This window comes from Mangrovitalea sediminis, assembly GCF_002514725.1.
GTDB lineage: Bacteria > Pseudomonadota > Gammaproteobacteria > Pseudomonadales > Oleiphilaceae > Mangrovitalea > Mangrovitalea sediminis.
Genome location: NZ_NTLB01000003.1, coordinates 72,077 through 96,645, shown reverse-complemented (window position 1 = coordinate 96,645; position 24,569 = coordinate 72,077). Strand labels below are relative to the sequence as shown.

Annotated in this window: 24 protein-coding genes; 13 read left to right on the top strand and 11 right to left on the bottom strand. The window is 60.1% G+C overall.

Annotated features, from left to right (window positions below):
* Positions 1-377: 377 nt before the first annotated feature.
* The 5 genes from CLR77_RS07405 to CLR77_RS07385 are packed head-to-tail and all read left to right on the top strand — an operon-like array spanning position 378 to position 4,932.
* A complete protein-coding gene (locus CLR77_RS07405) occupies positions 378-1,586 on the top strand; it encodes an amino acid ABC transporter substrate-binding protein (protein ID WP_097460002.1) in 1,209 nt (402 codons plus the stop codon).
* A gap of 58 nt (positions 1,587-1,644) precedes the next feature.
* Positions 1,645-2,508 carry a branched-chain amino acid ABC transporter permease gene (locus CLR77_RS07400; RefSeq protein ID WP_158227141.1) on the top strand — a complete coding sequence of 288 codons (864 nt, stop codon included), beginning with the start codon at positions 1,645-1,647 and terminating at the stop codon, positions 2,506-2,508.
* Positions 2,508-3,467: a branched-chain amino acid ABC transporter permease gene (locus tag CLR77_RS07395; protein WP_097460000.1), complete on the top strand. Its 960-nt coding sequence runs from the start codon at positions 2,508-2,510 to the stop codon at positions 3,465-3,467. The genes CLR77_RS07400 and CLR77_RS07395 overlap by 1 nt, the downstream gene beginning before the upstream one ends.
* Entirely contained in the window at positions 3,464-4,219 is a 756-nt protein-coding gene (locus CLR77_RS07390; protein WP_097459999.1) for an ABC transporter ATP-binding protein, read from the top strand. The genes CLR77_RS07395 and CLR77_RS07390 overlap by 4 nt, the downstream gene beginning before the upstream one ends.
* Entirely contained in the window at positions 4,216-4,932 is a 717-nt protein-coding gene (locus CLR77_RS07385; protein WP_097459998.1) for an ABC transporter ATP-binding protein, read from the top strand. Before CLR77_RS07390 ends, CLR77_RS07385 begins: the two co-directional genes overlap by 4 nt.
* 55 nt (positions 4,933-4,987) lie before the next feature.
* Here the strand turns inward: CLR77_RS07385 and CLR77_RS07380 are convergent, their stop codons facing one another.
* Positions 4,988-5,866, bottom strand: coding sequence for a MerR family transcriptional regulator (locus CLR77_RS07380; RefSeq protein WP_097460465.1), 879 nt, complete (start codon positions 5,864-5,866; stop codon positions 4,988-4,990).
* 26 nt (positions 5,867-5,892) lie between these two features.
* Entirely contained in the window at positions 5,893-6,708 is an 816-nt protein-coding gene (locus CLR77_RS07375; RefSeq protein ID WP_097459997.1) for a hypothetical protein, read from the bottom strand.
* A 250-nt stretch (positions 6,709-6,958) separates the two neighbouring features.
* Here CLR77_RS07375 and CLR77_RS07370 point away from each other — a divergent pair, with 250 nt between their 5' ends.
* Genes CLR77_RS07370 through CLR77_RS07360 form a run of 3 tightly spaced genes read left to right on the top strand, consistent with a single transcriptional unit; the run spans position 6,959 to position 9,563 of the window.
* Entirely contained in the window at positions 6,959-7,819 is an 861-nt protein-coding gene (locus CLR77_RS07370; protein ID WP_097459996.1) for a metal-dependent hydrolase, read from the top strand.
* Entirely contained in the window at positions 7,816-8,829 is a 1,014-nt protein-coding gene (locus tag CLR77_RS07365; protein WP_097459995.1) for an alpha/beta fold hydrolase, read from the top strand. The genes CLR77_RS07370 and CLR77_RS07365 overlap by 4 nt, the downstream gene beginning before the upstream one ends.
* Before the next feature lie 11 nt (positions 8,830-8,840).
* Positions 8,841-9,563 (top strand): hypothetical protein, encoded by a 723-nt coding sequence (locus CLR77_RS07360; protein WP_097459994.1) that lies wholly within the window; start codon positions 8,841-8,843, stop codon positions 9,561-9,563.
* Here the strand turns inward: CLR77_RS07360 and CLR77_RS19995 are convergent.
* Positions 9,494-10,489, bottom strand: coding sequence for a DMT family transporter (locus tag CLR77_RS19995; protein ID WP_158227140.1), 996 nt, complete (start codon positions 10,487-10,489; stop codon positions 9,494-9,496). The genes CLR77_RS07360 and CLR77_RS19995 overlap by 70 nt on opposite strands.
* A 155-nt stretch (positions 10,490-10,644) precedes the next feature.
* On the opposite strand from CLR77_RS19995, the gene CLR77_RS07350 reads away from it, so the two are divergent.
* The 3 genes from CLR77_RS07350 to CLR77_RS07340 all read left to right on the top strand — a co-directional run bounded on the left by CLR77_RS07350 (position 10,645) and on the right by CLR77_RS07340 (position 13,707).
* The gene (locus CLR77_RS07350) at positions 10,645-11,562 is read left to right on the top strand and encodes a LysR family transcriptional regulator (protein ID WP_158227139.1); all 918 of its coding nucleotides are present in this window, start codon (positions 10,645-10,647) and stop codon (positions 11,560-11,562) included.
* 48 nt (positions 11,563-11,610) lie between these two features.
* Entirely contained in the window at positions 11,611-12,279 is a 669-nt protein-coding gene (locus CLR77_RS07345) for a glutathione S-transferase (RefSeq protein ID WP_097459992.1), read from the top strand.
* A 216-nt stretch (positions 12,280-12,495) separates the two neighbouring features.
* Positions 12,496-13,707 (top strand): iron-containing alcohol dehydrogenase, encoded by a 1,212-nt coding sequence (locus CLR77_RS07340; RefSeq protein ID WP_097459991.1) that lies wholly within the window; start codon positions 12,496-12,498, stop codon positions 13,705-13,707.
* On the opposite strand, the gene CLR77_RS07335 is transcribed toward CLR77_RS07340, so the two are convergent.
* On the bottom strand, positions 13,704-14,630 hold the full coding sequence (locus tag CLR77_RS07335) for a LysR family transcriptional regulator (protein ID WP_097459990.1): 927 nt from the start codon (positions 14,628-14,630) through the stop codon (positions 13,704-13,706). The two genes, CLR77_RS07340 and CLR77_RS07335, sit on opposite strands and share 4 nt — an antisense overlap.
* A gap of 113 nt (positions 14,631-14,743) precedes the next feature.
* On the opposite strand from CLR77_RS07335, the gene CLR77_RS07330 reads away from it, so the two are divergent.
* Positions 14,744-15,781: a YeiH family protein gene (locus CLR77_RS07330; RefSeq protein ID WP_097459989.1), complete on the top strand. Its 1,038-nt coding sequence runs from the start codon at positions 14,744-14,746 to the stop codon at positions 15,779-15,781.
* A gap of 50 nt (positions 15,782-15,831) precedes the next feature.
* On the opposite strand, the gene CLR77_RS07325 is transcribed toward CLR77_RS07330, so the two are convergent.
* From CLR77_RS07325 to CLR77_RS07305, 5 genes are all read right to left on the bottom strand, one after another.
* Positions 15,832-17,253, bottom strand: coding sequence for a serine/threonine-protein kinase (locus tag CLR77_RS07325; RefSeq protein ID WP_097459988.1), 1,422 nt, complete (start codon positions 17,251-17,253; stop codon positions 15,832-15,834).
* Positions 17,254-17,322: 69 nt separating this feature from the next.
* On the bottom strand, positions 17,323-18,201 hold the full coding sequence (locus tag CLR77_RS07320; protein WP_097459987.1) for a c-type heme family protein: 879 nt from the start codon (positions 18,199-18,201) through the stop codon (positions 17,323-17,325).
* Between the two features lie 60 nt (positions 18,202-18,261).
* Positions 18,262-19,149 (bottom strand): hypothetical protein, encoded by an 888-nt coding sequence (locus tag CLR77_RS07315; RefSeq protein WP_143269374.1) that lies wholly within the window; start codon positions 19,147-19,149, stop codon positions 18,262-18,264.
* A gap of 134 nt (positions 19,150-19,283) precedes the next feature.
* Entirely contained in the window at positions 19,284-19,634 is a 351-nt protein-coding gene (locus CLR77_RS07310) for a DUF488 domain-containing protein (protein ID WP_198962712.1), read from the bottom strand.
* Between the two features lie 76 nt (positions 19,635-19,710).
* The gene (locus CLR77_RS07305; protein WP_097459985.1) at positions 19,711-21,102 is read right to left on the bottom strand and encodes a WS/DGAT/MGAT family O-acyltransferase; all 1,392 of its coding nucleotides are present in this window, start codon (positions 21,100-21,102) and stop codon (positions 19,711-19,713) included.
* A 208-nt stretch (positions 21,103-21,310) separates the two neighbouring features.
* On the opposite strand from CLR77_RS07305, the gene CLR77_RS07300 reads away from it, so the two are divergent.
* Positions 21,311-22,153: a sulfurtransferase gene (locus tag CLR77_RS07300; protein ID WP_097459984.1), complete on the top strand. Its 843-nt coding sequence runs from the start codon at positions 21,311-21,313 to the stop codon at positions 22,151-22,153.
* Positions 22,154-22,169: 16 nt separating this feature from the next.
* Here CLR77_RS07300 and CLR77_RS07295 read toward each other — a convergent pair whose 3' ends face one another.
* Together CLR77_RS07295 and ftsH are read right to left on the bottom strand one after the other, a co-directional pair.
* Positions 22,170-22,604, bottom strand: a complete 435-nt coding sequence (locus tag CLR77_RS07295) for a gamma-glutamylcyclotransferase family protein (protein ID WP_198962711.1) — start codon at positions 22,602-22,604, stop codon at positions 22,170-22,172.
* A 26-nt stretch (positions 22,605-22,630) separates the two neighbouring features.
* A complete protein-coding gene (gene ftsH, locus CLR77_RS07290; protein ID WP_097460461.1) occupies positions 22,631-24,517 on the bottom strand; it encodes an ATP-dependent zinc metalloprotease FtsH in 1,887 nt (628 codons plus the stop codon).
* Between the last annotated feature and the right edge of the window lie 52 nt (positions 24,518-24,569).

Below are 24,569 nucleotides of genomic sequence, written 5' to 3'. Positions count from 1 at the left end.
TTTAATCCCCGCCCCGAAAATCGATACCGATCGCTACACCACAGCCAACGGGCATCCAGCCCGCTTTGACCAACTTGGCACCCTTCCTGCAAATACAGGAGCGGGTTCGTCCTGACTGGCGGACCCACGGCGACCTACAACGACAAAAAAGTTCCGTGAGGAGTCATACGATGTTTCATTGTCTCTCCCGCCACGTCCCTGACGTGACGAACGCCCTGGCTCTACTCTCCCCCCACGTCAGTGCCACGGGTGTCGCCTGTGGCGTCGCCGTTTTTTCATCCTGCCTTGCTGACTCGCGCTGTTACCGGGTCAACGGACTTTCCTAGAAGCACAGATCAACCACCAATCAACGACCGACAACAAAAAGGGTTGCTACCATGAAAAAGCTCGCATTGAGCCTGTTAATTTCCGCCAGCCTGACCGCCCCGGCCATCAGCTATGCCAAAGATATCGTGATCGGTTTCACCACCTCCGAAACCGGTAAACTGAATGCTGACTCCACCCCGCAGCTGCAGGGCTTCGAATTGTGGCGCGATCAGGTCAATGCCGCCGGTGGTATCAAGGTCGGTAACGACCACTATAAGGTGAAATTCGTCAAGTACGATGACCAGTCCACAGCCAGTCGCGTTCAGCAGCTGTATGTCCGGCTGGTCACCCAGGACAACGCAAACTTCCTGTTCAGCCCCTACTCCTCGGGCCTGACTGCCACTGCCGCCATCATCTCCGAGCAGTATGGCAAGGTCATGATCACCACCGGTGCCGCCGAAGGTAAAACCTACGAGCTGGGCAACCAGTACCTGTTCCAGATGTACACCCCCGCCAACCTCTACCTGGCCAGTGCCCTGGACGCCGTGAAGGCCAAAGACCCTGGCGCCAAGATCGCCCTGATCTATGAGAACGGCGGTTTCGCCAAGGCCGTGGCCAAAGGGGCCAAGCAATACGCCGGCAAGCTGGGCCTGAATGTCGTTATGGACGAAGCCTATGATCCGTCCACTACCGACTTCAGCCCGATCCTGAACAAAGTCGTCACCTCCGGCGCAACCGTGCTGATCGGCGGCGGTCACTTCGCCGACGGCAGCACCCTGGCTCGCCAGCTGCACGAGCAGAACATGAAGCTCAAGATGATCTCGCTGCTGGTGGCGCCCGACGTACCCAAGTTCGTCGAACTGGGCGATGCCGCTTACGGCGTTTCTGTGCCCTCGCAGTGGGAACCGGAAGTTAAGTTCACCCCGGACTTCGGCCCGACGGCAGCCCAGTTCACCAAGGAATACAAAGCCAGGTACCACGTGACGCCGGGCTACCATGCTGCAGGCGGCTACGCATCCGGTATCGTTCTGGAGCATGCCATCGAGCAAGCCGGCTCGCTCGATACCGACAAGGTCGCTGCCGCACTGAACAAGATGAACGCGACCACCTTCTACGGCAACATCCAGTTCGCCACCGATAAGAGCGACCATGGCCTCCAGATCGGTCACGACATGGTCCTCGCCCAATGGCAGAAAGACAGTCAAGGCAAACTGGGCAAGCAGGTTGTCTGGCCTGCCGCCGCAGGCACTGCACCCCTGATCTACCCGATCAGCAAGTAACGGCCTGACGGGGCCGCAATCGCGGCCCCGACATCCGCATTCAAGGGGAAGTCCTCACGTGATCGGTATTCTCGTTTCTGTCATCAATGGTCTCCTGCTGGGATCGATCTATGGACTGGCCGCCATCGGCCTGACATTGATCTTCGGCGTCATGAAGGTAATCAACCTGGCGCACGGCGCCATGATTGCCCTGGGCATGTTCGCCCTGTACTTCCTCGCCACCAGCGGCGGCATGAATCCCTACCTGGCGCTACCCCTGGTTGCCATCGGTGGCTTCGTCGGGGGTGTGGCCGTCTACTGGATCGGCGTACACCGTGTTATCGGCCGCGCCGAACTGATGAGCCTGCTGGCCACCTTCGCCGTCAGCATGATCATCATCGGCCTGGGCACGGCGCTCTGGAGCACCAGTCCCTACAACGTCCAGATCAACATTCCAGGCGTGGCTATCGGTAACTACACCATTCCCGGTAACCACCTGGTGGCGGCAGTCATTGCGATACTGATCGCCGCCGCACTGTACCTGTTCCTGTTCTACACCCGACTCGGCAAAGCCATCCGCGCAGTGGCGAGTAACCGCCAGGCCGCGGAACTGATGGGCATTCCGTCCACTCGCGTACTGGCAATAGCCTTCGGTATCGGGATCGGCATCGCCGCCGTCGCCGGCGCCCTGATCGCCACCCTGTTCCCCTTCACCATACTGTCAGGCGGTGGCTACGAGCTGAAAAGCTTCGTCGTGACCGTTCTTGGGGGATTGGGTAATCCAGCGGGCGCCCTGCTCGGTGGCTTGTTACTCGGCTTTATCGAAGGCGTCGTCAGTCCCTTCGTGGACGTGAGCTGGACGCCGGTCATCGAATTCAGCCTGTTCGTCGTCATCCTGATCGCATTCCCGATGGGACTGTTCCGTGTGGGGAGAGGCAAGTGATGTTGAAGAAACCCTTTTTCTGGATCATGGTCGCCACCGTGATCGCCTTCGTCGTCATGCCAATCTTCGGGGGTATCGGCGTGCGGGAAAGCCTGTTCCTCGCCGCGGTCTATATGATCCTGGCGCTGAACCTCAACCTGATGATCGGCTACACCGGCTACGTCAACTTCGGCAGCATCGTCTTCTTCGGACTGGGTGGCACCCTCGGGATATACGCCATCACTGTCATGGGCTGGCCACTTTGGGCCGCGCTGATTGGCGCCGCGGTCGTCGTTGCCTTACTGGCACTGCTTTTGGGCCTGGGCATTCTTCGCCTGCGTGGTGCCTACTTCGCACTGGCGACCATCGGCGTGGTGGAAGCGACGAAATCCTTCGTCTCCAACTTCGACCCCTTCGGCGGCTCGACCGGTATGTACATTTCATTTTCCTCCTACAAGCCACTGGGAGGCCCCCGCGAAGCACTATGGATCGTGTACTTCCTCGTGATCGCCGTGCTCGCCGCATCGCTGCTGCTGGGCTATATGATCAAGCGCTCACGGTTCGGCCTCGGCCTCTTCGCCATCCGCGAGGATGAAGATGCGGCGATGGTACTGGGCGTCAAGGCCCCGCTGTTCAAGGCCATCATCTACAGCGTTTCCTCCATTCTGCCGGCGATGGCCGGCGTGCTGTTCTTCTTCAAGAATGGCGTCATCCAGCCTGACCAGGCCTTCGAACTAACCCTGTCCATCGAAGCTATCGTCATGCTGATGTTGGGCGGGCAAGGCACCGTATTCGGCGCAGCCTTGGGTGGTTTCGCCTATGAACAGTTCCGGGGCTACCTGCTGACCTCGGCAACATTCTCGAATTTCCACCTGGTCATTGCAGGCGCTCTGTTACTCCTGATCGTCCTGTTTGCGCCGGGCGGCCTGACCGGCTGGCTCCATGAGCGCTGGTCGCTGACACGGAGGGTGCTCGAATGACCCATTTAATCAACGTCGAGGGCGTCAGCAAACGCTTTAGCGGTGTGCAAGCGGTCAATGGCGTCAGCTTTTACATGGACGAAGGCGAAATCCTGGGCTTGATCGGTCCCAACGGGGCCGGCAAAACCACCTTGTTCAACCTGGTTAGTGGCGTGATTCCGCCGGACGAAGGTCGCGTGACCATGCTCGGTGAAGACATCACCGGCATGGCACCTTACAACGTGGTCAACCGAGGCCTGGCCCGCACGCACCAGATCGTAAAACCGCTGAATGACATGACGGTTCTGGAAAACGTGACGGTTGGCGCCTGCTTCGGTCGGGAGAAACTGCAGCTGGGCAAGGCACGCGAACACGCCCTGAAAGTCCTGCATACGGTGGGCCTCGCCGACCGCAAGGATGTCCTGGCTGTCCACCTGACTATCGCCGGCAAGAAACGCCTGGAAGTGGCGCGAGCGTTGGCCGGGAACCCACGGCTCCTGCTGCTCGATGAGGTTTTGGCGGGGCTCAACCCGACCGAAGTCGCCGGCATGATCGAGGTGATTCGTACGGTTCGCAAGGAGACCGGCATCGGCATCCTGATGATCGAGCACCTGATGCAGGCGGTTATGAGCCTGTCCGATCGGGTCATGGTGCTCAACTTCGGTGAACTGCTGGCCACCGGCACACCGGAGGAAGTCGCCAACCATCCTCACGTGGTCGAGGCTTACCTCGGCGATCCCAACATGGCCGAAAAGTTGATGGCGAGACAATGAGCGAAACCATACTGAAAGTCGAAAAGGTCGAGGCAGGCTACGGCGAGGTCCAAGTGCTTTGGGGAACCTCGCTGGAAGTGCCGGGCGGCCACCTGACCACCATCGTCGGCGCGAACGGGGCCGGCAAGACCACCACGTTGCGTAGCATCACCGGCATCGTCAAACCCACCAGTGGCCGGATCATCTTCGAAGGCGAGGACGTCACGCGTCTGCCGACCCATGCCAAGGCCGAGCTTGGCCTGGTTCTGGTGCCGGAAGGCCGACAGCTGTTTGCCGATATGACAGTGGAAGAGAACCTTGAAATGGGCGCCTTCGGCGCTCGGGCTCGCGCGCATTACGACCGCAATCTGGAGCGTGTCTGTCACTACTTCCCGCGAGTCAAGGAGCGTCTGCAGCAAAAAGCCGGCACACTGTCCGGCGGCGAACAGCAGATGGTGGCAGTGGGTCGCGGCCTGATGGCAGAGCCAAAGGTACTGATGATCGATGAGATGTCTCTCGGCCTGTCACCCCTGCTGGCTCAGCAGTTGTTCCAGACACTCAAGGAGCTGCGTGACGACGGACTGACCCTGCTGCTGGTGGAACAGAATGTCCACCTGGCACTGGCACTGGCCGACTACGCATACGTACTGGCGGAAGGAAAGGTCCACCTGGAGGGTCCTGCACAGGAAGTCTCTCACAACGACGAGATCCGCAAGGCCTATCTCGGCCTGTAACCGACGCAGGAGCAGCAAAGAGCAGGCGGAAGCGGTCTTGAACCCTTCCGCCTTATCACTCGGTTCCCTTTCCCGGCGCCCCTGACGCCTCCGCCGGGCCATCCGGCTCCGTCATGTCATGATCGTGCCGAAACAGGCGGGCAACCCGCTCGATCAGGAATTTGTTGGCAGCGGCTTCCATGGCGCGTTGAACTTCGGACTCTACCGCCACCATGGCCAGCGGACGCAGGTGCCAGATCAGGTCGGCAAGCTGGGGCATGTCTTCCTTGGGTGGAAGATCCTCCCCGTAGCGATCGATCAGTTTCGCAGCCAGGCGCACCAGTTCTTCCGCCACCTGCTCGACGTTGTTGCGTAACGCGCCCAGGATTTCGAACAGTTGCTCCAGCGGAATCCCCAGGCGAACCAGCTCGGCACCGGCATTGAACAGACGAGGCTGACGCAGGCGGTAGCCGTCCCTTACCGGCTGAATCAATTCCAGCTCGATGGCACGCTCCAGGTTGGCTTCGCTGAGCGACCCCTCGAACATTTTTTCCAACTCTTCCACCGACACCTGACTGGGTGCCTCGGTAGACCAGGGGCTGGTAATGGCCTGTTCCAATCCCAATAACTGTCCCAGGTCGCCACCCTGCTCCCAAGCCGTGACCATTTCCTTGATATTGGCCAGGCTGTAACTGCGCTGCAGCAGGTTGCCGATCAGGCGCAAGCGCGACAGATGCAAGGCCGAATAGACGCCCACCCGCCCCCGCTTCTCCGGCGGCGGCAACAAGCCCCGATCCTGATAGGCGCGAACATTGCGAACCGTGGTCCCCGCTGCGCGCGCCAATTCATCGACCGTATATTCGGTCTGACCGGAAACGGCTGGCTCAGCGACCTCGCCCTGGGGGAAGAGCCGGTCGTAGATCAATGACAGCTTGTTGGAAGAGGTTTTTTTCATGCCCCGGATAATAACGGAAGCGGCCTTCACTCGCCACGGCCTCGCGCCGCCACATCATTTGCCAGGGGGCGCGCCGAACGCACCAACTGTGTCTCGACATAATGGGCCATGTGCACCAGGTGCGCCTGCGGGAAGGTCGGCAACAACTGGTCCATCAACTCTACCAGACGCTTTTCCACCTCGCGGGCGGTGAAACGCATGACCTGTTCCAGGTGTGAGCTATCCGGCGCTTTCTCAAGGATGCTGCGGTAATAGTGAACGACAGCCGCCTGCGCCATACTCAGGACCGCCTGCCGAACCCTGTCGCGACATTGCGTCGAGTCCTCCGCATCGCCCACGCGCGCCACCCATTCATGCAGCTGATGCTCCAGCGCAGCGTCCAGGGGGATGGCGAGTAACGTCTCCGCGGATTCCGGATGGATGACCAGCGAACGCCCCAGGAAATCGGCCATGTCCTTGAACTCCTGCAGCGTGCGGCTCTGCAGTGCTCGACTGACCCAGAGACTCAGGGCCAGCCCCACGGCCTGGACGGCCTCGTCCGGCTCCACCTGCGGCGTCAAGGGTGGCAATGGCGAAAGCTGCACGCTGTCCGCGTATGAGGACACTCCGGCAAAAACCAACTGACTGGCCAGCGCAAATACCTGGCGCTGCCAGGCGGGGAGATCTGCCGCTTCCAGCGTCCGGGCCTCTGAAATCATCGTCGCGGCCTCCTCCCCCAAGGCTGACGACACGACAAAGCCCCAGTAACAATAGCTCGCCATCGGTGCAGCTCCCTTCTTGTCCTGAATTTGCACTGCCATCACCGAATCTTCGGCCTCGGCACCCGTCTCCGCACTCGTCATAGCGTCACCGTTCACATTCTACGTTTCGGATTTCCGTCCCTGCGACTTTTCTCTTGACAGTCTCAAGGCGGCTTCGTATACCATTATTACATCATTCAATGTAACGTTATTTGATGTCACATGATTAGATGTAACATGAAATGATGTCAAAGAACGTAACAGGACTCACAGAATCAGCTTGGTCCACAGAATTCCGGGCCATAAACAAAACGGGTGCACACCCTACAGACGCTCGCTCGGGAGGTTCGTTATGACAATCAAGACTACCCCGGTACGCCGTAACTTTAAGTTCAACCTGCCGCCAGAACAGGTAACAAAGTGGAACCCTGCCGGCTACCATGTCACCCAATTCTTCAACACCCTGTCGATTTTCTTTCCGGTCGGCGAACGCTTCTTTATTCACAGCCTGCGCCAGTATCGCGACATCGTGGAAGACCCACAGCTGCGCGACGACGTCGCCGGCTTTATCGGCCAGGAAGCCTTTCATGGCCGCGAACACGACGAATACAACGCCGCGCTGACCGCTGCTGGGCTGCCGGCTGACAAACTGGAGACCCAGGTCACCCAACTGCTGGAAGTCGTCAAACGCCTGCCCAAGCCACTCCAGCTGGGCGCCACTGTGGCACTGGAACACCTGACGGCCATTATGGGCGACATCCTCCTGCGCGAACCGGAACTCCTCGCCAATGCCGAGCCTCACTTCCAGGCCCTGTGGCGCTGGCATGCGCTGGAGGAAACCGAGCATAAGGCGGTGTCCTTCGAGGTCTTCACCCGCGCCTTCGGCAGCGGCCCCAAAGCCTACCTGCTGCGGGTGGGCGCCTTCCTGCTGGCCAATGCCATTTTCTGGTCGCTGTTCTACCCGTACTATTTCCGGATGGTCCGCGCCGGGGGCCAGCACCGGGATCTCAAGGGCTGGTGGCGCGGCTTCCGTTACCAGTGGGGTACACCCGGCGCCTTGCGTCGTATCGTACCGGCCTGGTTCGACTTCTTCCGACCGGACTTCCACCCCTGGATGCATGACAATCGCCACTTCCTCGACCAGATCGACTCACTGACACAGAGGGTCGAAAGCCTGTCCGCAGAGGCACCGCTCCAGGAGCAGAATGCATGAACCTCCAGGAAAGCCCGGTTTCAGTCGCGTTCGCCGAAGAGGTGGTGCAGGCCTACTGCAACGGCAACCCTCTTGGCCGTGACGACGAGGCACTGGCCCGCTGGCAACCACGCCGCTCCGGCCTGCAAGTCTGGATTGGCCGCTCGGTCCCGGCGTTACACCCAAGGGAATGCCGGGTCGACGGACATCGCATGGTGTTCTGGGACATCGGCCGACATGAGGCGTCGCCGGTGGTGCTGTTGCATGGCTTCGGCGCCAGCAAGGAAAACTGGTTGCCGCTGATCCCCTTGCTGGCTCGTCGTCATCGCCTGCTCATCCCGGACCTGCCTGGCTTCGGCGCCAGCGACTTCAATGTGGGCGACAGTTACACAGCGGAAATCCAGGTCGGGCGCCTGCGAGACTGGTTCGGGAGACTGGGTATAGACTCCGCGCATTTTGTCGGCAGCTCCATGGGCGGCGCGCTGGCCGGCCTTATGGCCTCACAGGCGCCGGAGCAGGTGTCGTCCCTGACGCTCATGAATGCCGCCGGCGTATCCGGCCGCCGACGCAGCCGATTCGAGCAGTCCTTGCTCAACGGGGAAAACCCGCTCATTCCGGGCAGCTTTGGCGATGTTATACGTCTGTTCCGTCTGGCCACCCAACGGAATCGCAACTGGATCGCCTGGCTGCTATCACCCCTCCTGTACCGCGACATGATTCACCGGGAGCGTGTCAATCACCGACTGTTTCTCGATTTGCTGAACTCCAACACCGATCCGGCCAAGCTGATCGGGCAAACTGAAGAACGCCCCACCCTGATCCTGTGGGGCGACAAGGATCAGGTTCTGGACGTTTCCTGTGCAGATGTGCTGAAAAGGCTGTTACCCCATGCGGAACAGTGCATTTTGCCCAACACCGGCCACCTGCCGATGCTGGAAGCGCCCCTGCAGACCGCCGCCTCGCTTCAGCGTTTCTGGCGCTCGCAATACTGCCTCGACACGGCAGTTGAGCCGATGGCATCGCACTCATGAGGATTACCGACATGGCATCGCTTCACTGGGGTTTTCCCCTGAGCAACGAACTCTACGACAAGGCCCTGCGGACGATCGAAAGCGTCCGTCATGGCGAGACATCGGCCCGCGCTGAGAACAAGGCGCTGGCGGAAGTCGTCAACCAGCTGGTGAAGGAGGGATTGCAGGCCTATTACCATATACCTGCCGAACTGGTTGGCCTGTCACCGACGCTGCGGGCGGCAACTGACAAGAGTATGCAGGTCATTACTGGCGCCATCCGGATGGTGACCAATCAATTCTTCGGCGGACTATCCCAGGCGGAACTGGTCCTGATTGCCGACTATATCGGCAGCATGCTGGTGGAACCTAACGGCCGTGAGCTACCGCACCTGATTTTCGAACTGGAGGACGATTTCGGCCCCCTGCTCCGCGAAAGACTTGAGCAAGCCCGGGCGTCTGCAGCCTCCATCGACGACGTCCATCACCTGACCCGCCACCTGCAAAAGGTGGTCGATATCTGCCTGGTACATTACTACAGGCAGCCGGTCGATCAGGTCAGCCTGGGCGTGTTCACACGGAAAACGGCAGACGCGGGCATCCGCACCGTACAAAAGGCTTTCCATAGCCTGCTAACCCGCCTGCTGTCCAACCTCAAGCCGGGGCCCCTTGCACGGCTGAGCGATCACCTGTCCTCACTGGTGCATGAAGACGCACCGGCCGAAGAAACACCCTCGCTCCGGGCTGACGCCTGATCCTGCGATACCGGCAACGGTGCATCGAGTGCCGTTGCCGGTCGCGTATCGGCGAGACCCGGTTCTTCCAGCCGCCGGGCATTGCGTCGGCTGACCACGACGACCGCAGCGACGATGACGCCACTGCCCGCCAGTACCTGAGCCTGTAGCGGTTCACCGAAAAAGCGCCAGCCGATCAGGTACGATAGCGGAAGCGCCAGATAGCTGAGCGCCGCGATACGCGAAACCGTACCCAGCTTGACCGCCGTGATCCAGGAAACGCCATAAACGAAGCCGGACACCGCGACCAGGACCATCGTCAACCAGACGACGTTACTGACAGGGCGCCAATGCATCAACCCCATCGGCGCAGTCGCGATGGCCATCGTCAAGGCCATCCAGAACATCAAGGCGCCCGTAGATTCTGTTCTTCCCCAGCGCTTATTCATCACATGCAGGAAGGAAAAGCTCACCGCACCGAGCACGGCCACCAGCACCGGAGCCTGCAAACCACCGGCACCAGGACGGGCAATAATCAGAACCCCGATAAAGCCGGCAACGACCGCGGCCCAGTCACTGGCAGCCACCCGCTCGTTGAGCAGCCAGGCCGACAGCGGCAACATAAACAGTGGCTCGGCGAAAAACACCGTCACGCAGGTAGCCAGTGGCAGGTGCGTCAAGGCGTCGTACAGGCAATAGCAGGCGACCAGACTGATCGCCAACCGGATGACGTGCACGCTCGGCCGCCCCCAGCGCACTGCGGCCGGACGATACAACGCCATCGGCAGATACAGGGCAAAGCCGAACAACCAGCGCAGAAACAGCAACTGCCAGGTACCCAGGGACGCTCCCGCCAACTTTGTCAGGCTGTCGACGGTGACACCGGCAACGACCGCCACCAGCACCAGCGACATCGCCTTGTACTCCGCATGCAGATTTCGTATCACGTTCCTCTCCGTTGGGTCGCAGGGCAACCGCCACAAGCGCCCCCGAACTGTGTTTAAATGGAGGACAGCTCCGCTGAATGGACGCACTGTACGGCGCGGGCACCTCCAAGTACATCGACCTTTTTTCACGCCCATGTGAGATTTCGGAACATCGGATGCAATCGCAAAGCCTGCCCTCCCTCAAAGCCCTGCAAATTTTTGAAGCGGCGGCACGTCACCGGAATTTCAGCCGGGCGGCCGAGGAGCTGCATATCAGCCATGGTGCGGTCAGCAAACAGATCCGCGCACTGGAGGCCCATTTCCAGACCTCACTGTTCCAGCGGACCCGGCAAACCGTCACGCTGACGCCGGAGGGCGAACGCCTGTCACGTGGTCTCGGCGCCGCATTCGTGCAACTGCGCGAAGCCTGCCGCAGCATCGCTCCGCGCCAGGTCATCAACCTCAAGCTACCCATGTCCTTCGGCGACCGCTGGTTCATGCGGCGGCTGAAGACGCTGGAGGCGGCCACCGGGCTCACTTTCTCGATCACCTCCTGCTGGCAGCAGCAAGTGGATTTCGCCCACGAGCCGTTCGACCTCGCCATCGTCTATAACCCGGAGACGCCCGGCTCGCCGCTCTATGAGGAACGCCTGGTGTGCGTCGCCTCGGCAGACTACCTCAACGCCGCACCGAACAAGGCTCCGGAAGCCATTCTCCGACGCGGCCCCCTGATCTACCCGTCACGGGTTCAGGACGACTGGGGGGCTTTTCTGGAGGCACAGGCATTGACCACCGAAGCGCTCGGTACCCGCAAGATCCAGATGGACTCCATGAGTTCCGCCATCCAGGCCACGCTCGGTCACGCCGGCATCACCGTCGTGGACCCGCTCCTGGTCGATGAAGAACTGAAACAGGGTGTATTGCAGCTGGTGACAGCGGATGCCGTCCTGACGGGCTATCACTATGCCCTGCTGGAGGCGCCGCACATGCGCGGCAGCTCTGAAGCCGAACAATTCAGGCGATGGCTGACCCAGGCACTGTCGGAATCCCTTCCGCCGGAGACAGAAATATCCGCCGAGGAAGCGATCCAATAACACCGGCAGAGCGTAAGGCCCAAGCATCTTTTACAAGGAGCGTTATCCATGATCATCGTGCACCACCTGAACCATTCCCGCTCGCAGCGCATTCTCTGGATGCTGGAGGAACTGGGACAGGACTATGACATTCAGCGCTATGAACGTGATCCGCAGACGATGCAGGCACCGGCCAGCCTCCGACAGGTCCATCCGCTGGGGAAATCACCGGTCATCACCGATGGTGATGTTACGGTCGCCGAATCCGGCGCCATCGTGACCTATCTCGCGGAAACCTATGGACAGGGCAACCTGCTGCCGGATAGAAGCAGCCCCGCCTATCGGGATTATATTTACTGGTTGCACTACGCCGAAGGTTCGCTGATGCCGCCGCTGCTCCTGCGTCTGGTTTTCGAAAAGGTCAAAACCAGCCCCATGCCATTCTTCGCGCGACCCATCGCAAAACAGATCGCCGACAAGACCAACAGCCGTTTTATCGGCCCCCAGATCAAGACACACCTGGACTATATCGAGGCGCATCTCGGTAAGCAGGACTGGTTTGCCGGCGACCGGCTCAGCGGTGCCGACATCCAGATGAGTTTCCCTCTGGAAGCCAGCGTTGCACGGGGACTGATCGACGGACACTATCCGCAGATCCAGGCCTTTGTAAAACGGGTTCAGGAAAGACCAGCCTACCAGCGTGCCCTCCTGAGGGGCGGCGAATACGCCTATGCCTGAGGCCCCCAACGCCTGAAGACATCGACAGCAGGGCTCGGAGCCTCGTAAAGGCGCCGTGCCCGCATTTCTCCACCGACTTTCCCCCAATCACAGCAACCACTAGACTGACGGTCTATCCGCAGTCGAGCTTTGTCCCCGACATCAAGCTTGGGATGTGCACCCAACGACAAACGTCATAACAACCATCAAGAACGACTGGTGTTGAGGACCGCATCCATGAATCCACTCGGAACCCGACTCAAGGCCCGGGCCCAGCTCGCTGCACTCAAAGTGGCCGCGACCTTGTTGCCTTCACCCCGCCCTCTGGTTTTACTGGGGGCCGACGCCTCCCACAAACTCTGTCAGACCATCGCCCAGCTCGGCGCGCACCATGTATTGATCGTGACCGACAAGGGCCTGGAAAAACTGGGGATGATTGATCCCATCGTGCGACGACTGAAACGGCAAAAGCTCAGTGTCAGCCTCTTTACCGGCGTCCTCCCGGACCCCACGTTCAGTGTGGTGGAACAGGGCCTGGCACAGTTGAAACGGGATCACTGCGATGCCGTGCTGGCCGTCGGCGGCGGATCGTCGATCGATGCCGCCAAGGTCATCGCTCTCGCCGCGACCCAGAACAGGAAACCGCAAAAGCTGGTCGGCGTATTGAAAGCCCGGAAACCGGCGTTGCCGCTATTCGCCATTCCCACAACAGCAGGCACCGGATCGGAAGTCACCGTGGGCGCCGTAATCTCCGATGACAAGACCCATCAGAAAGCGCTGATTATCGACCCCAAGGTGGTACCGCTGGCCACTGCCCTGGACCCGCGTCTGATGCGAGACCTGCCGGCGGCCATTACGGCCGACACCGGCCTCGATGCACTGACCCATGCGCTGGAAGCCTGGATCAGTGAATTCGCCAATCACGATACGGATGTGTATGCGGGCGCCGCCGTACGCCTGATCTTCGACAACCTGCCCAAAGCCTACACCGACGGCCATGACCTCGCCGCACGTGAGGCCATGGCCCTTGCCTCTCACTATGCCGGTCTGGCGATCAACAAGGCCGGACTGGGCTACGTGCATGCCATCGCGCACCAACTGGGCGCCCACTATGGTTTGCCCCATGGCCGTGCCAATGCCATCGTTCTACCCTACGTGCTCGACTTCAACCTGCAGGCGGCGCAAAAGCGACTCGCCCAACTGGCCCGCGAAACCGGTCTCGCTGGCAGCGCTCAGGACGATGCTGTCGCCGCCCGCCGACTGGTCAGCCATGTCCGCGAACTGATCGCTTCGCTGAATATCCCGCACCACGTTGCAGGTGTCCGGCACGAGGACTTCAATGCGATTATCGAGGCGGCCTTTCACGAGGCTCACGGCACCTATGCCGTCCCACGATACATGGCCGCCAACGACTGCCAGCAGGTACTTGAGGCCCTGGGGCAGGACTAGATCGTCTTCGGCAAGTCCGGGACGAGTCCGGCACCGTTCAGCCCCTCGTCCTGGAGCAGCATGTCCAGAAAGCGTTCCACAGCGCGGCTCGGGTGCTTATGTCGCAGGCTGAGACGATGCAGCGGGCGCTCCACCGTCAGGTCCGTCACCGGCAACACCGTCAGGGTGCCGGCTCTCAGTTCCGTCGCTACGGTCCAGCGAGAGACCAGTGATATCCCGGCACCGGCGGCAACCGCCTGTTTAATCGCCTCCGGACTCCCCAACGACATGGTCGAGATGGGATGAAGGTCTCGAGCGGAGAGGGTGCGCTCCACCACGGCACGCGTCCCTGACCCCTGCTCACGCAGCAGGCAAGGCTCGCTGCAAAGCTCTTCCGCCCGAAGATCCGTTCGCCCCGCAAAGCGATGCCCGGGAGCCGCGATGACGACCAATTGGTCCAGCGCAAAGACGACTTCCTCCAAGTCCTCTTCCTCGACAAAGCCCTCGGTAAACCCCAGGTCCAGCGTATTTGCCAGCAGCTTTTGCTGGATCACCTCGGTGTTGGCAATTTCAAGCTGCACATCCACCCCGGGGTAACGCTGTTGGTAACGCGCCAGAAGCTTCGGCAGCAGGTAATTGCCGATGGTCATGCTGGCACCGATGGAAAGGCGCCCGGAACGGGCATCCCGCAGTTCCGCCAAGCGCCGCTCGGCCGCAGCCTCGGTCGCAAAGATACGTTGCGCGAAGACAAGCAGCACCTCGCCCGTGGCCGTCAGGCGCATTCCCTTCGGGAGCCGATCGAACAACGGCATGCCAATGACGCCCTCGAATTCCCGCAACTGCTTGGAGACGGCGGGTTGGCTGATAAAGAGCCGGGATGCGGCACCGCTGACGCTGCCAGTCTCCGCCACTGCATGGAAGATAGCCAGATGGTTGAGGTTCATCGGTTAACCTTAGGTTATGGGATACATTTAATATATGTATTTTATCAATATCATCAAGCGGCGTACTCTTTCGTTATGCATTAGCGGCATAACCTTATAACGAGGATACTCCAATGGATGATTCAGCGACCGAGCAAGGCTACCTACCAGCCGCCGAGGAACCGACCGTTCCCGATGCCCACCCTCTCGCCCGTTGGTTACTGCCTGCAGGCATTATCGCCTGCGTGACCCCCTGGTTGTCTCCGCCGACGGCCCTCGCTCTCGGAATGGTATTGGCGCTCGCATTGGGCAACCCCTTCGCCGGTGCCACCCGTAACGCGGCCAAGTGGCTGCTGCAGGGCTCTGTCGTTGCCCTCGGTTTCGGCATGAACCTGAATGCCGTCATGAAAGCCGGCGTACAGGGGTTCTGGCTGGCAGCCGCCAGCATACTGGGGACCTGGGCACTGGGGTTGGTCATAGGCAGGATGCTGGGCCTGCGCCCCAAGACAGCCAACCTTGTCTGTGCGGGCACGGCTATCTGCGGCGGTTCAGCGATTGCAGCCGTGGGTTCGGTGATCGAAGCCGGTGAAGCGGAGATGTCGGTCGCCCTGGGAACCGTCTTCCTGCTGAACGCCGTGGCCCTGTTCATCTTCCCCGCGCTGGGGCATATGATGGGACTCACACAGGACCAGTTCGGGACCTGGGCGGGCATTGCCATCCATGACATTTCGTCGGTGGTTGGCGCCAGCGCGCACTACGGGACACGGGCACTGCAAGTGGCGACGGCCGTAAAACTGTCGCGAGCACTGTGGATCGTGCCGGTCAGCATGGTCGCCGTCTACCTGCACCACCGCAACCAGGCAAAAAATGGGGCGCAGCTGGAGCATCCAGATGCCATTGCACCCAAGCGCCGGATCCGTATCCCCTGGTTTATCGGTCTTTTCCTGGTGGCTTCGCTGGCCCGGACAATGTCGCCCGCTATCGCCGCTGCCGCACCGACGATCACGGAAGTGGCAGAGAAAGCACTGACGCTGACACTGTTCCTGATCGGCACCGGCATGGCCCGGCACACGCTGAAGGCAGTGGGTTTCAAGCCGCTGCTGATGGGCGTAATCCTCTGGGGAGCCATCAGCGTAGGATCGCTGGTGGCGGTACTTCACCTGGTAACCTGAAGTGCAGCAGACAAAAGGGAGCGAATTCGCTCCCTTTTTTTATGCAGGGCTTAGCGGGATCGCACCTTACTCAGAAATTCCGAGCGCTCAGGCATCCCCGGAATGTTCTCCGCCAGCGCCTGATGCAGCTCATCCAGATTGCGTGCACCCTGCAATGATTTGCGAACAATACGGGATGCCAGCGGCCCAACGTGGTAGGCAAGGAGTTGGGTCAGTTTCTGGATACTCTCCTGGGAAAGCTCCAGCGAGGGCTGCCGTGGAACCGAAGCTCCTGCAGCTCCCGACCCACCCGATCCCGACGCCAGGCTGTCCGAATGCATGGCATGGACACCGGTCTTGTTCAGACTGTTCAGGAACTCCCGCCGCTCGTCCTCGCTGGGAATACGTTTCGACAGACGCTCGATCATATCCTGGAGACTGACCGACTGGGATGCCGTTGCCCGAATCATGTGGCTGGCCATAGGTCCCAGAAAGCGCGCCAGATTCTGGCTGAGGATTTGGGAAATCTCCGGCGATAGCGATACCTGGGAGGGAGAGGTGCCGGAGGTGGGCACCCCTCCATCCGCCGGACGGCGTAAAGCGGAGGTCTGTTTGCTTTGCAGAACCGTCGCCGCCAGATCATTCAGCTCCGGCACATACACCTGGTTAGGTGACGTCAACGCCTTGAGCTCGACCGCAAAGTCCTGCCCCGTTGCAAAACGCTGCGACGGATCGCCGGACAGGGCACGCGAAATCAGCCGCGTAAATTCGGCATCCAAAGAAGGCGGCAACCGGTGACTGCGTTGAACGGCCTTGGCGATGTCAGCATCATCCCAGTTCACCCCCTTCTTCTGGGGGCGGTCGCCCGACAGAAGCTCCAGCAGCACAATGCCCGCCGAATACAGGTCACTTCGCCCATCGACGATATCGCCACGCAGGGCTTCAGGTGACATATAGCTGGGCGTCCCGATCACGTCGCCCACATGGGTCAACTCGGAGGTATCCAGTTTTGCGACACCAAAATCGGTGACTTTAACCTGCCCGGAGTCGAGCAGCAGGATATTCGCCGGTTTGATATCGCGATGCACTACCCCCTGTCGATGCGCGTAATCGAGCGCTTCGAGGACCTGGATCACCAGGTCCATCATCTGTTTGAAGGTCAGGGTTACCGACTCTCGCAGGAAGGAGCGCAGATCGATGCCGTCGACGAACTCCATCACCATGTAAGGCGAGTGGTCGATGACACCGTAGTCGAATACGGTCACGATATTGGTGTGCAGGCAACGCGCCGCCGCCTGGGCTTCCTGCCGGAAGCGGGCGAGCAAACTGCTTTCGTCGCCGGACGACACCAGGTGCGAGTGCAGCATCTTGATCGCAACAGGCCGCTCGATATCGGGATCGAACCCTTTATAGACAACGCCCATTGCGCCCTGGCCGATCATGGCCTCGACGCGGTATTTACCAATAACGTCAAAAGGTGGTCGCTTACTCATAGACCCATTACTACATCAAAGTGCACATTCGATGCCCCGCCACAGGGCGGGGTCACAGCCAGAGTCGCATTATTCCGTTTCATCCAGCATTTTGACAGCGCTGGCCAGACTCCGGTGCATGCGATTGAACGACTGGGTCAGCGACGATATTTCATCGTTCCCCTTCACGGGCATTTCTTCGGCTTCCAGGGCGCCCAAGCTCACCTCATTCGCCTTTTCGGACAGGCGTTTCACTGGCCGCACAACCACGAAATCGAGCATGACGTTCAACAATATCGCAATCAGGACGAAAACACCGAGCAGCAACGACATAAACACCATAAACGTCCTTTTCGCCCGATCCAGCGGCAACGACATGGGCACCGACACGATCTGCGACCCAACCACTTCATGCAACTTCCAGCCGAAACCGTTATCGCTACCGTACTTGGCAATCATCGTCGCCGGTGCCGCTGACGGCACACTGTGACAGGCCAGACATTTCGGATCGTTGATCTGAATGGGATGACTCAGGTATAGGGAGGGTCCTGTCGGCGTGTCACGGGTGCCGATCAGCTCCTTGGCATCCTTGTGATTACGGAAATAGTTGACGATATCCGCTTCCCAGTCAGTCGCCCTGTCGGTGGGATTGGTCGGGTTGAGCGTCGCTTCCCGATAACTGTATTCCGGATACTGTTTCTGCAGATGTGCGATATACCGATTGGCGGCATAAGCCGGCACCGTCTGTGGCAGGAACTGGCGCTTTTGCTGCAGCGCCAGCAAGGGGCGAATTTCATCTACCGTGTAGGCCCGCACGGACATCGCGCTCTGCAACATGATACGGGCGCTGTCGAGGATCTCCTGCCGTGCATTTTTCTGCAACAGGTTGTAGACCAGTATGGCGGCCAGCGCGATACCCGCCAGGGAAGCAAGCCCCAGTACGAGGTTGAACTTGAGTCTAAGCGACATTCTATGACGGTCCCTTGTTGTTGATGTCGTTGTTGATGTCGTTGTTGATGTCGTTGTCGTTTATAGATTCTTGCAGTCGCGGAAGCTTGGCATCAGCGCTCGGGCGCCGCCCAACGGAATATCAGCCTGCTGCAGCTGTGTCTTGGGCCATGTAGGCCAGAATCCGAGGTGGACCACCAGCGTTTGGGCATCGGCCACCGCACTGTCAAAGTGACCGGGGATATTTATCCCATTATCGCCAATCAAACCTTTAACGGGCACCAGCGCCGAGTCGTCGAACTGAATCCCTATGCCTTTATAGGACAGATCGATATTGGAGCCCGTATGGATGGCGATGCGGTCCGGCAGGATCTCCGCCCAGACAGCGGTTTTGTCGTAGCCATCTTCCATCGTCAGGTGCTTGCTGACCAAACGGCAAACACCCGGATGCCGGTTGTCCCAATTCCGTTCCAACGTCCAATCGCCCTGCGTAAAGGGCAATTCATCGGCAGTTAGCCGTAGTGGAGCGGACTTTGTCGATGTGGCCGGTGCCGTCTTCGTAGTGACCGGCTGCAGGGGTGGAGCCGGTTTGGTTTGGGCGTGAATCACCGTTTTCTTTTCCACCTCGGCCACTTTCGGCTTGGGTTTGGCGGTTTTGTGATGCACCTTCCGGGGACTGGTGGAAGCGGTTGTGCTCGCGGGCTTTGTCTCGCCTTTTTGCGCCGTCCTGGCCGCCGGCTGGGGCGCAACCGTCGACGTCGACTTTTCGACTGGCGCAGTCGTCACAGGAGCCTTGGCGGGTTCAGGCGGGCTGGCTGCATTGCTGCCATAGCTTGCGGACCCGGCCTTAAAGGTGCTGCAGCCGCTCAGCGCAACAGCCACCGCCAATACTTGCGCCGAAGGGAGGAGCACCTGACGCATGACCTGTTTTGTGAGCCTGGAAAAGTGGCGGGATTCTTGAGGGTTCATGGTCCCTGTCACCGAATAGTTTTCATTATCATACAAGAATACGGCATTAGCCCCGCCACCACCCGTAAAACAGCATCGGCGACGGCGGTGTTATGCGCTTGAGATCAGTATGGACTTAGGGTACTAGATGACGATCAAAACAATAAGCCTTCGTCAAAAAATCCTTTCAAGGCAACGGCATTGTTGCATGTCCGTTCGCGACTGCCGAACAGGAGCGTAACGGGCCGCCCCTCGGTCAGCCAATGCTGGAGCTGACATAACTCATCGGGAAGGGGGTCGCGCAATTCGTCCAGGTAACGAGTCCTGAACAGCGGCCATTTTTCGGGGTCATGATCATACCAACGTCGCAGGGTGTCCGAAGGGGCAAGAGCTTTAAACCAATAATCGACAGCAGCCTTCTCACGAGACAGCCCCCTCGGCCAGAGTCGGTCCACCAGGATACGGAGACCGTCTGTCTCCGCCGGTGGTTCATATACACGTTTCACCTGGATCACACTCAACGCCACCTCCCCGGCGAGCGCTCACCAGACGACGCTGCATCGACCGGGTCCCTGATCGAACTCAATCCGAGCCGGCGACATTCGATGCCGCCGCTTCCAGTTCATCAAAATGCCCTCGGAAATACTCGGCAACCTTTTCCGCATCTTCGATCATTTTCTGATCGGCAACGACACCGAACTGAACCGTCCCAGCATAACTCAGGATACTCAGGCCAACGCCGATTTCACCAGACTGTGGCACCCACACCATCGGTTGCAGCACCTTCGCTCCCGCCAGGTAAAGCAGGTTGGATGGCCCCGGTACATTGGTCATGATCAGTGATGCCTTCTTGCTGAGAAGATCCAGTGCCGTCCGTTCCAGTTTGGCCGGTCCATGCCCCAGGGCCGTCAGCAGGCCGAACGTCACCTTCGGCTGGGCGGACGCCTTGAGGGTTTCCATAGCCTCTTTGACTGCCTGGTAACGCTCACGCGGTGCAGCTTTACCCACTGGCAGATTGACCACCACCAGACCGAACTGATTGCCAAGACTCTGGATCGGCTGATGCCTGGGTCTCAGGTTGAACGGCACCGCGACATGGATATCTGCTGCAAGCTGGTTGCCCTTTTCCATCAGGTACTGACGGAGGGCACCGGCAACCGTGGCCATGAGGACATCGTTCACCGTCCCCGACAGCGCATGGGCGGTGGCCTTTACCCGCCCCAGGTCCAGCGCTTCCGCCCAGGCAACCCGCTTACGGCCGCTGAGACCGCCTTTGAGCACGGTGACCGGATCGGGAGGCAGCAGGCCGATATGCGCCAGTTCCAGACCCGCATCCATACCCTGCTTGGCGAGATCGATCAGGTGCGTCGGATGCTCCACCAGATCCCAGGCCTCCTCGATCAACTCATGCCCAAGATGCAGCCCCTCGCGGATCAGGCTTTGCGCCGGTTGCAGCAAACGATCGGTAAGCGACGCTGTTCGGGCAATCGGCGCATCGGCGGGCTTTCCCTCTTCCGTCTCATCGGTCATGGACAACAGCACCTGCACCAGGGCAAGACCATCCGCAATACAGTGATGGATGCGCACGATCAACGCTGAACCGCCGTCGAACTGGTCCACCACGTGCATTTGCCAAAGGGGACGCCGGAAGTCGAGAGGTGTGCTGATCAAATCGCTGACCAACTGCTGCAACTCAGCCTTGTCCGCAGGGCTCGGCAATCCCACGCGATGGATATGGTTATCCAGGTTAAAGGCCGGATCCATTTCCCACCAGACCTTGTCCGACTCGTCGACGACACGCTGGCGGAAACGGCGAAACTTGAGGAAGCGCTCCTCGATCACTTGCCGAAAGCGTGCCATGTCCAGGGGACGATCCAGAACCAGAACGCCGCCGATCATCATCAGGTTGGTATCGCGCTCCATGCGCAACCAGGCAGCATCAACTCCCGCCATGGGTTCACGAACATCTGTCATAATCCACCTCGTCCGTCCTGCAGACGCCTGTGTAGTCCAAGTATGTCGAAGTCAGTCCAAACAGGTTTCAGACTACGCTTCCGTTCCGGACACCGAATTGATCGCTATCAACATTAGGTAGAGTGAACAACTTTCCAGAATGACGCGCGTCCGCCGCTAAACAGATAAAGCGACAGCGCCATGACCGCAATGCCTGAGGAGGCACGCCATGAAGACTCCGACCCTGCCCGGCTCACTGGTCTCGGTTGACTGGCTGGCGCAGCATCAAGGCCACCCACGCCTGGTGCTCCTGGATGCGACCTTCCAGTTACCCGGCGCCGCAGACACCACGGCACCTCGTCGAATACCGGGTGCACGACGCTTTGATTTCGATCGGGAGATCTGCGACCGGGAAAATCCGCTGCCTCATATGCTGCCCCCAGCAGAGGATTTCGAACGGCAGGTGCGGGAACTGGGTGTGAACCAGGATAGCCTGATCGTGGTCTATGACCGGGTCGGAACTTACTCCAGCCCACGTGGCTGGTGGATGTTCCGGGCTATGGGCCACGATCAGGTTGCGGTCCTGGACGGCGGACTGCCGGCCTGGGAAGCGGCCGGTCACAGCAGCGAGCCGATGCAGCCGGATTCTCCAGGACAAGGCGATTTCATGGCGCAACTACGGCAGGAGCTGGTCAGTAACGCAGACCAGGTGGCGGCTGCACTTGAGGACAATGGCTGCGTTGTACTGGATGCCCGTTCCGCTGATCGCTTCCAGGGTAAGGCCCCTGAACCTCGCGCCGGACTGCGCGGTGGCCACATGCCCAATGCCCGCAACCTGCCCTTCGACCAGGTCCAGGAGGCCGGCCGCATGCAGGCACTAGAGGAACTGAGCCGGCGCTTGCGAAGCGAGGTCGATGCAGAGCAACACCTGATCTGCAGTTGCGGGTCGGGCGTCACCGCCTGCATCCTCGCCCTGGCGGCCGATCTGGCCGGCCATTCGCATTTCAGCGTTTACGACGGTTCCTGGAGTGAATGGGGATTACCTTCGGATCGCCCGGTGGTGAGCGACTGATGCCTGCGGCAAGCCTTTAACAAGAGCGACCGCCGGCGCTACGCAGCCATTGCCGGTAGTCGCCGGAAGTAATGCGTTTTAAACGCCGGACGTTGCGGTTATACAGATAGACCCAGGCACGAACAGGGGTTTCATCGTGCATTCGCACGGTCCGCACCTCGCGCACATATTCATGAGGTTTCGCACAGGTGGGGCTGCAACCTTCGTAGGCATCGAGCCAGCGCCACAGCCCTGTCGCCTCCGGCAGGCGGAACAGGTCGCCGAACACCTGATCGCTCGCACTCTCCGAAGCAACGACGCCCGGATAATGTCCGACATCATACAGGCGCCCCTGAAAAGCGGCGGCCGCCATAAAGTCTCCCTCTCTCGCCAGCCGGCGAGCATAGGGGTTGCCGAACCCCTCGCGCAGGGTTCCGTAGACGAACAGGTAAGGAACGAATTCCGGCATCATGATGGGCCCAGCCGTCCCAGCGCTATTTAGGGCGTATTAACTGCGGCCCCATTCTCGGCGACATTGGCCAGATCCGCCAGCTCAGCTTCTCCCAGCGTTTCATGTTCCTGCAAGCGTCGTGCGCCCTCACGCAGCCTGTTGGACTGTTTCTTCAACAACGCAACCGCCTCGTCAAAGGCCCTGTCGACCAGCTCTCGAACCGCCTCGTCGATTTCGAAGGCCGTCTCTTCGCTGTATTCCCGCGGTTTGAACGAGAAGGTATTCTGCAGATAGCCGCTCTGTTCACCATCGTAGGTGACGTGTCCCAGCTTTGGATTCATCCCGTATCGCATTACCATGTGCCGGGCAATATCCGTCGCCTTGGCCAGGTCGTCCATGGCCCCGGTGGAGAGCTGATTGAAGATCAGGTACTCAGCCGCCCGCCCGCCCAGTAGAACCATCATGCGATGCTCCAGCTCTTCCTGGGTGAGCAGGAAGCGGTCCTGGGTGGGACGCTGCAACGTGTAACCGAGGGCGCCGATCCCCCGGGGAATAATCGACACCTTGTGCACGGGATCGACATCCGGCAGGGACATGGCCACCAGGGCATGCCCCATTTCATGGTGCGCGATGACTTCCTTCTCCCGCGGCATCAACAACCGCTGCTTCTTCTCAAGACCGGCGACAATGCGCTCGATCGCATCCATGAAGTCCCGTTGCTCCACCGCCTCCGCCCCACGTCGTGTCGCCAGCAGCGCAGCCTCATTGATCAGGTTTGCCAGATCCGCACCGGTAAATCCGGGCGTCATCGCCGCTATCTGATCGACATCCAACGCCGGCGCCAGTCGGATATTGCGTAGATGGACATTGAGAATCTGCACCCTTCCCGGACGATCGGGACGGTCCACCAGCACCTGGCGGTCAAAACGGCCGGCCCGCAGCAGGGCGGGATCGAGGATTTCCGGTCGATTGGTCGCAGCCAGCAAAATCAGGCCGCTGCTGGGATCGAAACCGTCCATTTCCACCAGCAACTGGTTGAGCGTCTGCTCTTTCTCGTCAACGCCCCCCCCCGGCATCGCGCCACGGGCACGTCCCAGGGCATCCAGTTCGTCGATGAAGATGATCGCCGGCGCCTTCGAACGCGCCTGCTCGAACAGGTCTCTCACCCGGGCCGCTCCAACCCCCACAAAGAGCTCGACAAACTCGGAGCCGCTGATCGACAGGAAGGGAACCCCCGCCTCACCGGCCACCGCACGGGCCAACAGCGTCTTGCCGGTGCCGGGAGGCCCTACCAGCAACACCCCCTTGGGAATCCTCGCGCCCAATCGGCCATATCGTTGGGGCTCTCGCAGGAACTCGACGACTTCCATCAGTTCCTGCTTCGCCTCGTCGACACCGGCGACATCGGTAAAGGTCACCTTGGTGTCGGTTTCCATATAGACCTTTGCCCGGCTCTTGCCGATCGCCATCATTCCCGCACCGCCGCCGCCCATTCGCCGCAGCATGAAACTCCAGAAAACGAACAGGATCAGCAGGGGGAATACCCAGGCCAGGATCGTCGACAGCCAGCGGTTCTGGGTCACGCCGCGATACGCAACCCCGGCCTTATCCAGGCTCTCAACCAGTTGCGGGTCGACAACCCGATTGGTCACGAAGGCGTGATCGCCCGTCCCCAAGGTCTTCAACGCCGCGGCCGTATCGGCCGATAACGAGGAGGGCAACGCACCTTTGACCCGTAGCTCGCCCATAATCTGGTGCTCAGCCAACGACAGGTTCCGGATATCCCCGGCCTTGAGGAGCGCCTTGAAGTCACTGTACTGGATGGTGGTGCGGGAAGGTTCCTGCAGATAGCTCTGCACGGTGAGCATGATCATCACACCCACCAGGACATACCACCAGAGTGCAATGCGGTTTTGGTTGAGCGGGCTCGCCATATCGTCTTCCCATATCGGACCCGGCGAAAACGGCAAAACCGGGTCTGCATTA

Bases quoted from the DNA above. Each gene is read 5' to 3' on its own strand.
- CLR77_RS07405 (WP_097460002.1), top strand. From the start codon at position 378: ATGAAAAAGCTCGCATTGAGCCTGTTAATTTCCGCCAGCCTGACCGCC.
- CLR77_RS07335 (WP_097459990.1), bottom strand. From the start codon at position 14,630: ATGAACCTCAACCATCTGGCTATCTTCCATGCAGTGGCGGAGACTGGC.
- CLR77_RS07345 (WP_097459992.1), top strand. From the start codon at position 11,611: ATGATCATCGTGCACCACCTGAACCATTCCCGCTCGCAGCGCATTCTC.
- CLR77_RS07305 (WP_097459985.1), bottom strand. From the start codon at position 21,102: ATGACAGATGTTCGTGAACCCATGGCGGGAGTTGATGCTGCCTGGTTG.
- CLR77_RS07380 (WP_097460465.1), bottom strand. From the start codon at position 5,866: ATGAAAAAAACCTCTTCCAACAAGCTGTCATTGATCTACGACCGGCTC.
- CLR77_RS07315 (WP_143269374.1), bottom strand. From the start codon at position 19,149: ATGAACCCTCAAGAATCCCGCCACTTTTCCAGGCTCACAAAACAGGTC.
- CLR77_RS07370 (WP_097459996.1), top strand. From the start codon at position 6,959: ATGACAATCAAGACTACCCCGGTACGCCGTAACTTTAAGTTCAACCTG.
- CLR77_RS07390 (WP_097459999.1), top strand. From the start codon at position 3,464: ATGACCCATTTAATCAACGTCGAGGGCGTCAGCAAACGCTTTAGCGGT.
- CLR77_RS07330 (WP_097459989.1), top strand. From the start codon at position 14,744: ATGGATGATTCAGCGACCGAGCAAGGCTACCTACCAGCCGCCGAGGAA.
- CLR77_RS07385 (WP_097459998.1), top strand. From the start codon at position 4,216: ATGAGCGAAACCATACTGAAAGTCGAAAAGGTCGAGGCAGGCTACGGC.
- CLR77_RS07295 (WP_198962711.1), bottom strand. From the start codon at position 22,604: ATGATGCCGGAATTCGTTCCTTACCTGTTCGTCTACGGAACCCTGCGC.
- CLR77_RS07340 (WP_097459991.1), top strand. From the start codon at position 12,496: ATGAATCCACTCGGAACCCGACTCAAGGCCCGGGCCCAGCTCGCTGCA.
- CLR77_RS07320 (WP_097459987.1), bottom strand. From the start codon at position 18,201: ATGTCGCTTAGACTCAAGTTCAACCTCGTACTGGGGCTTGCTTCCCTG.
- CLR77_RS07360 (WP_097459994.1), top strand. From the start codon at position 8,841: ATGGCATCGCTTCACTGGGGTTTTCCCCTGAGCAACGAACTCTACGAC.
- ftsH (WP_097460461.1), bottom strand. From the start codon at position 24,517: ATGGCGAGCCCGCTCAACCAAAACCGCATTGCACTCTGGTGGTATGTC.
- CLR77_RS07395 (WP_097460000.1), top strand. From the start codon at position 2,508: ATGTTGAAGAAACCCTTTTTCTGGATCATGGTCGCCACCGTGATCGCC.
- CLR77_RS07325 (WP_097459988.1), bottom strand. From the start codon at position 17,253: ATGAGTAAGCGACCACCTTTTGACGTTATTGGTAAATACCGCGTCGAG.
- CLR77_RS07300 (WP_097459984.1), top strand. From the start codon at position 21,311: ATGAAGACTCCGACCCTGCCCGGCTCACTGGTCTCGGTTGACTGGCTG.
- CLR77_RS07375 (WP_097459997.1), bottom strand. From the start codon at position 6,708: ATGACGAGTGCGGAGACGGGTGCCGAGGCCGAAGATTCGGTGATGGCA.
- CLR77_RS07365 (WP_097459995.1), top strand. From the start codon at position 7,816: ATGAACCTCCAGGAAAGCCCGGTTTCAGTCGCGTTCGCCGAAGAGGTG.
- CLR77_RS07350 (WP_158227139.1), top strand. From the start codon at position 10,645: ATGCAATCGCAAAGCCTGCCCTCCCTCAAAGCCCTGCAAATTTTTGAA.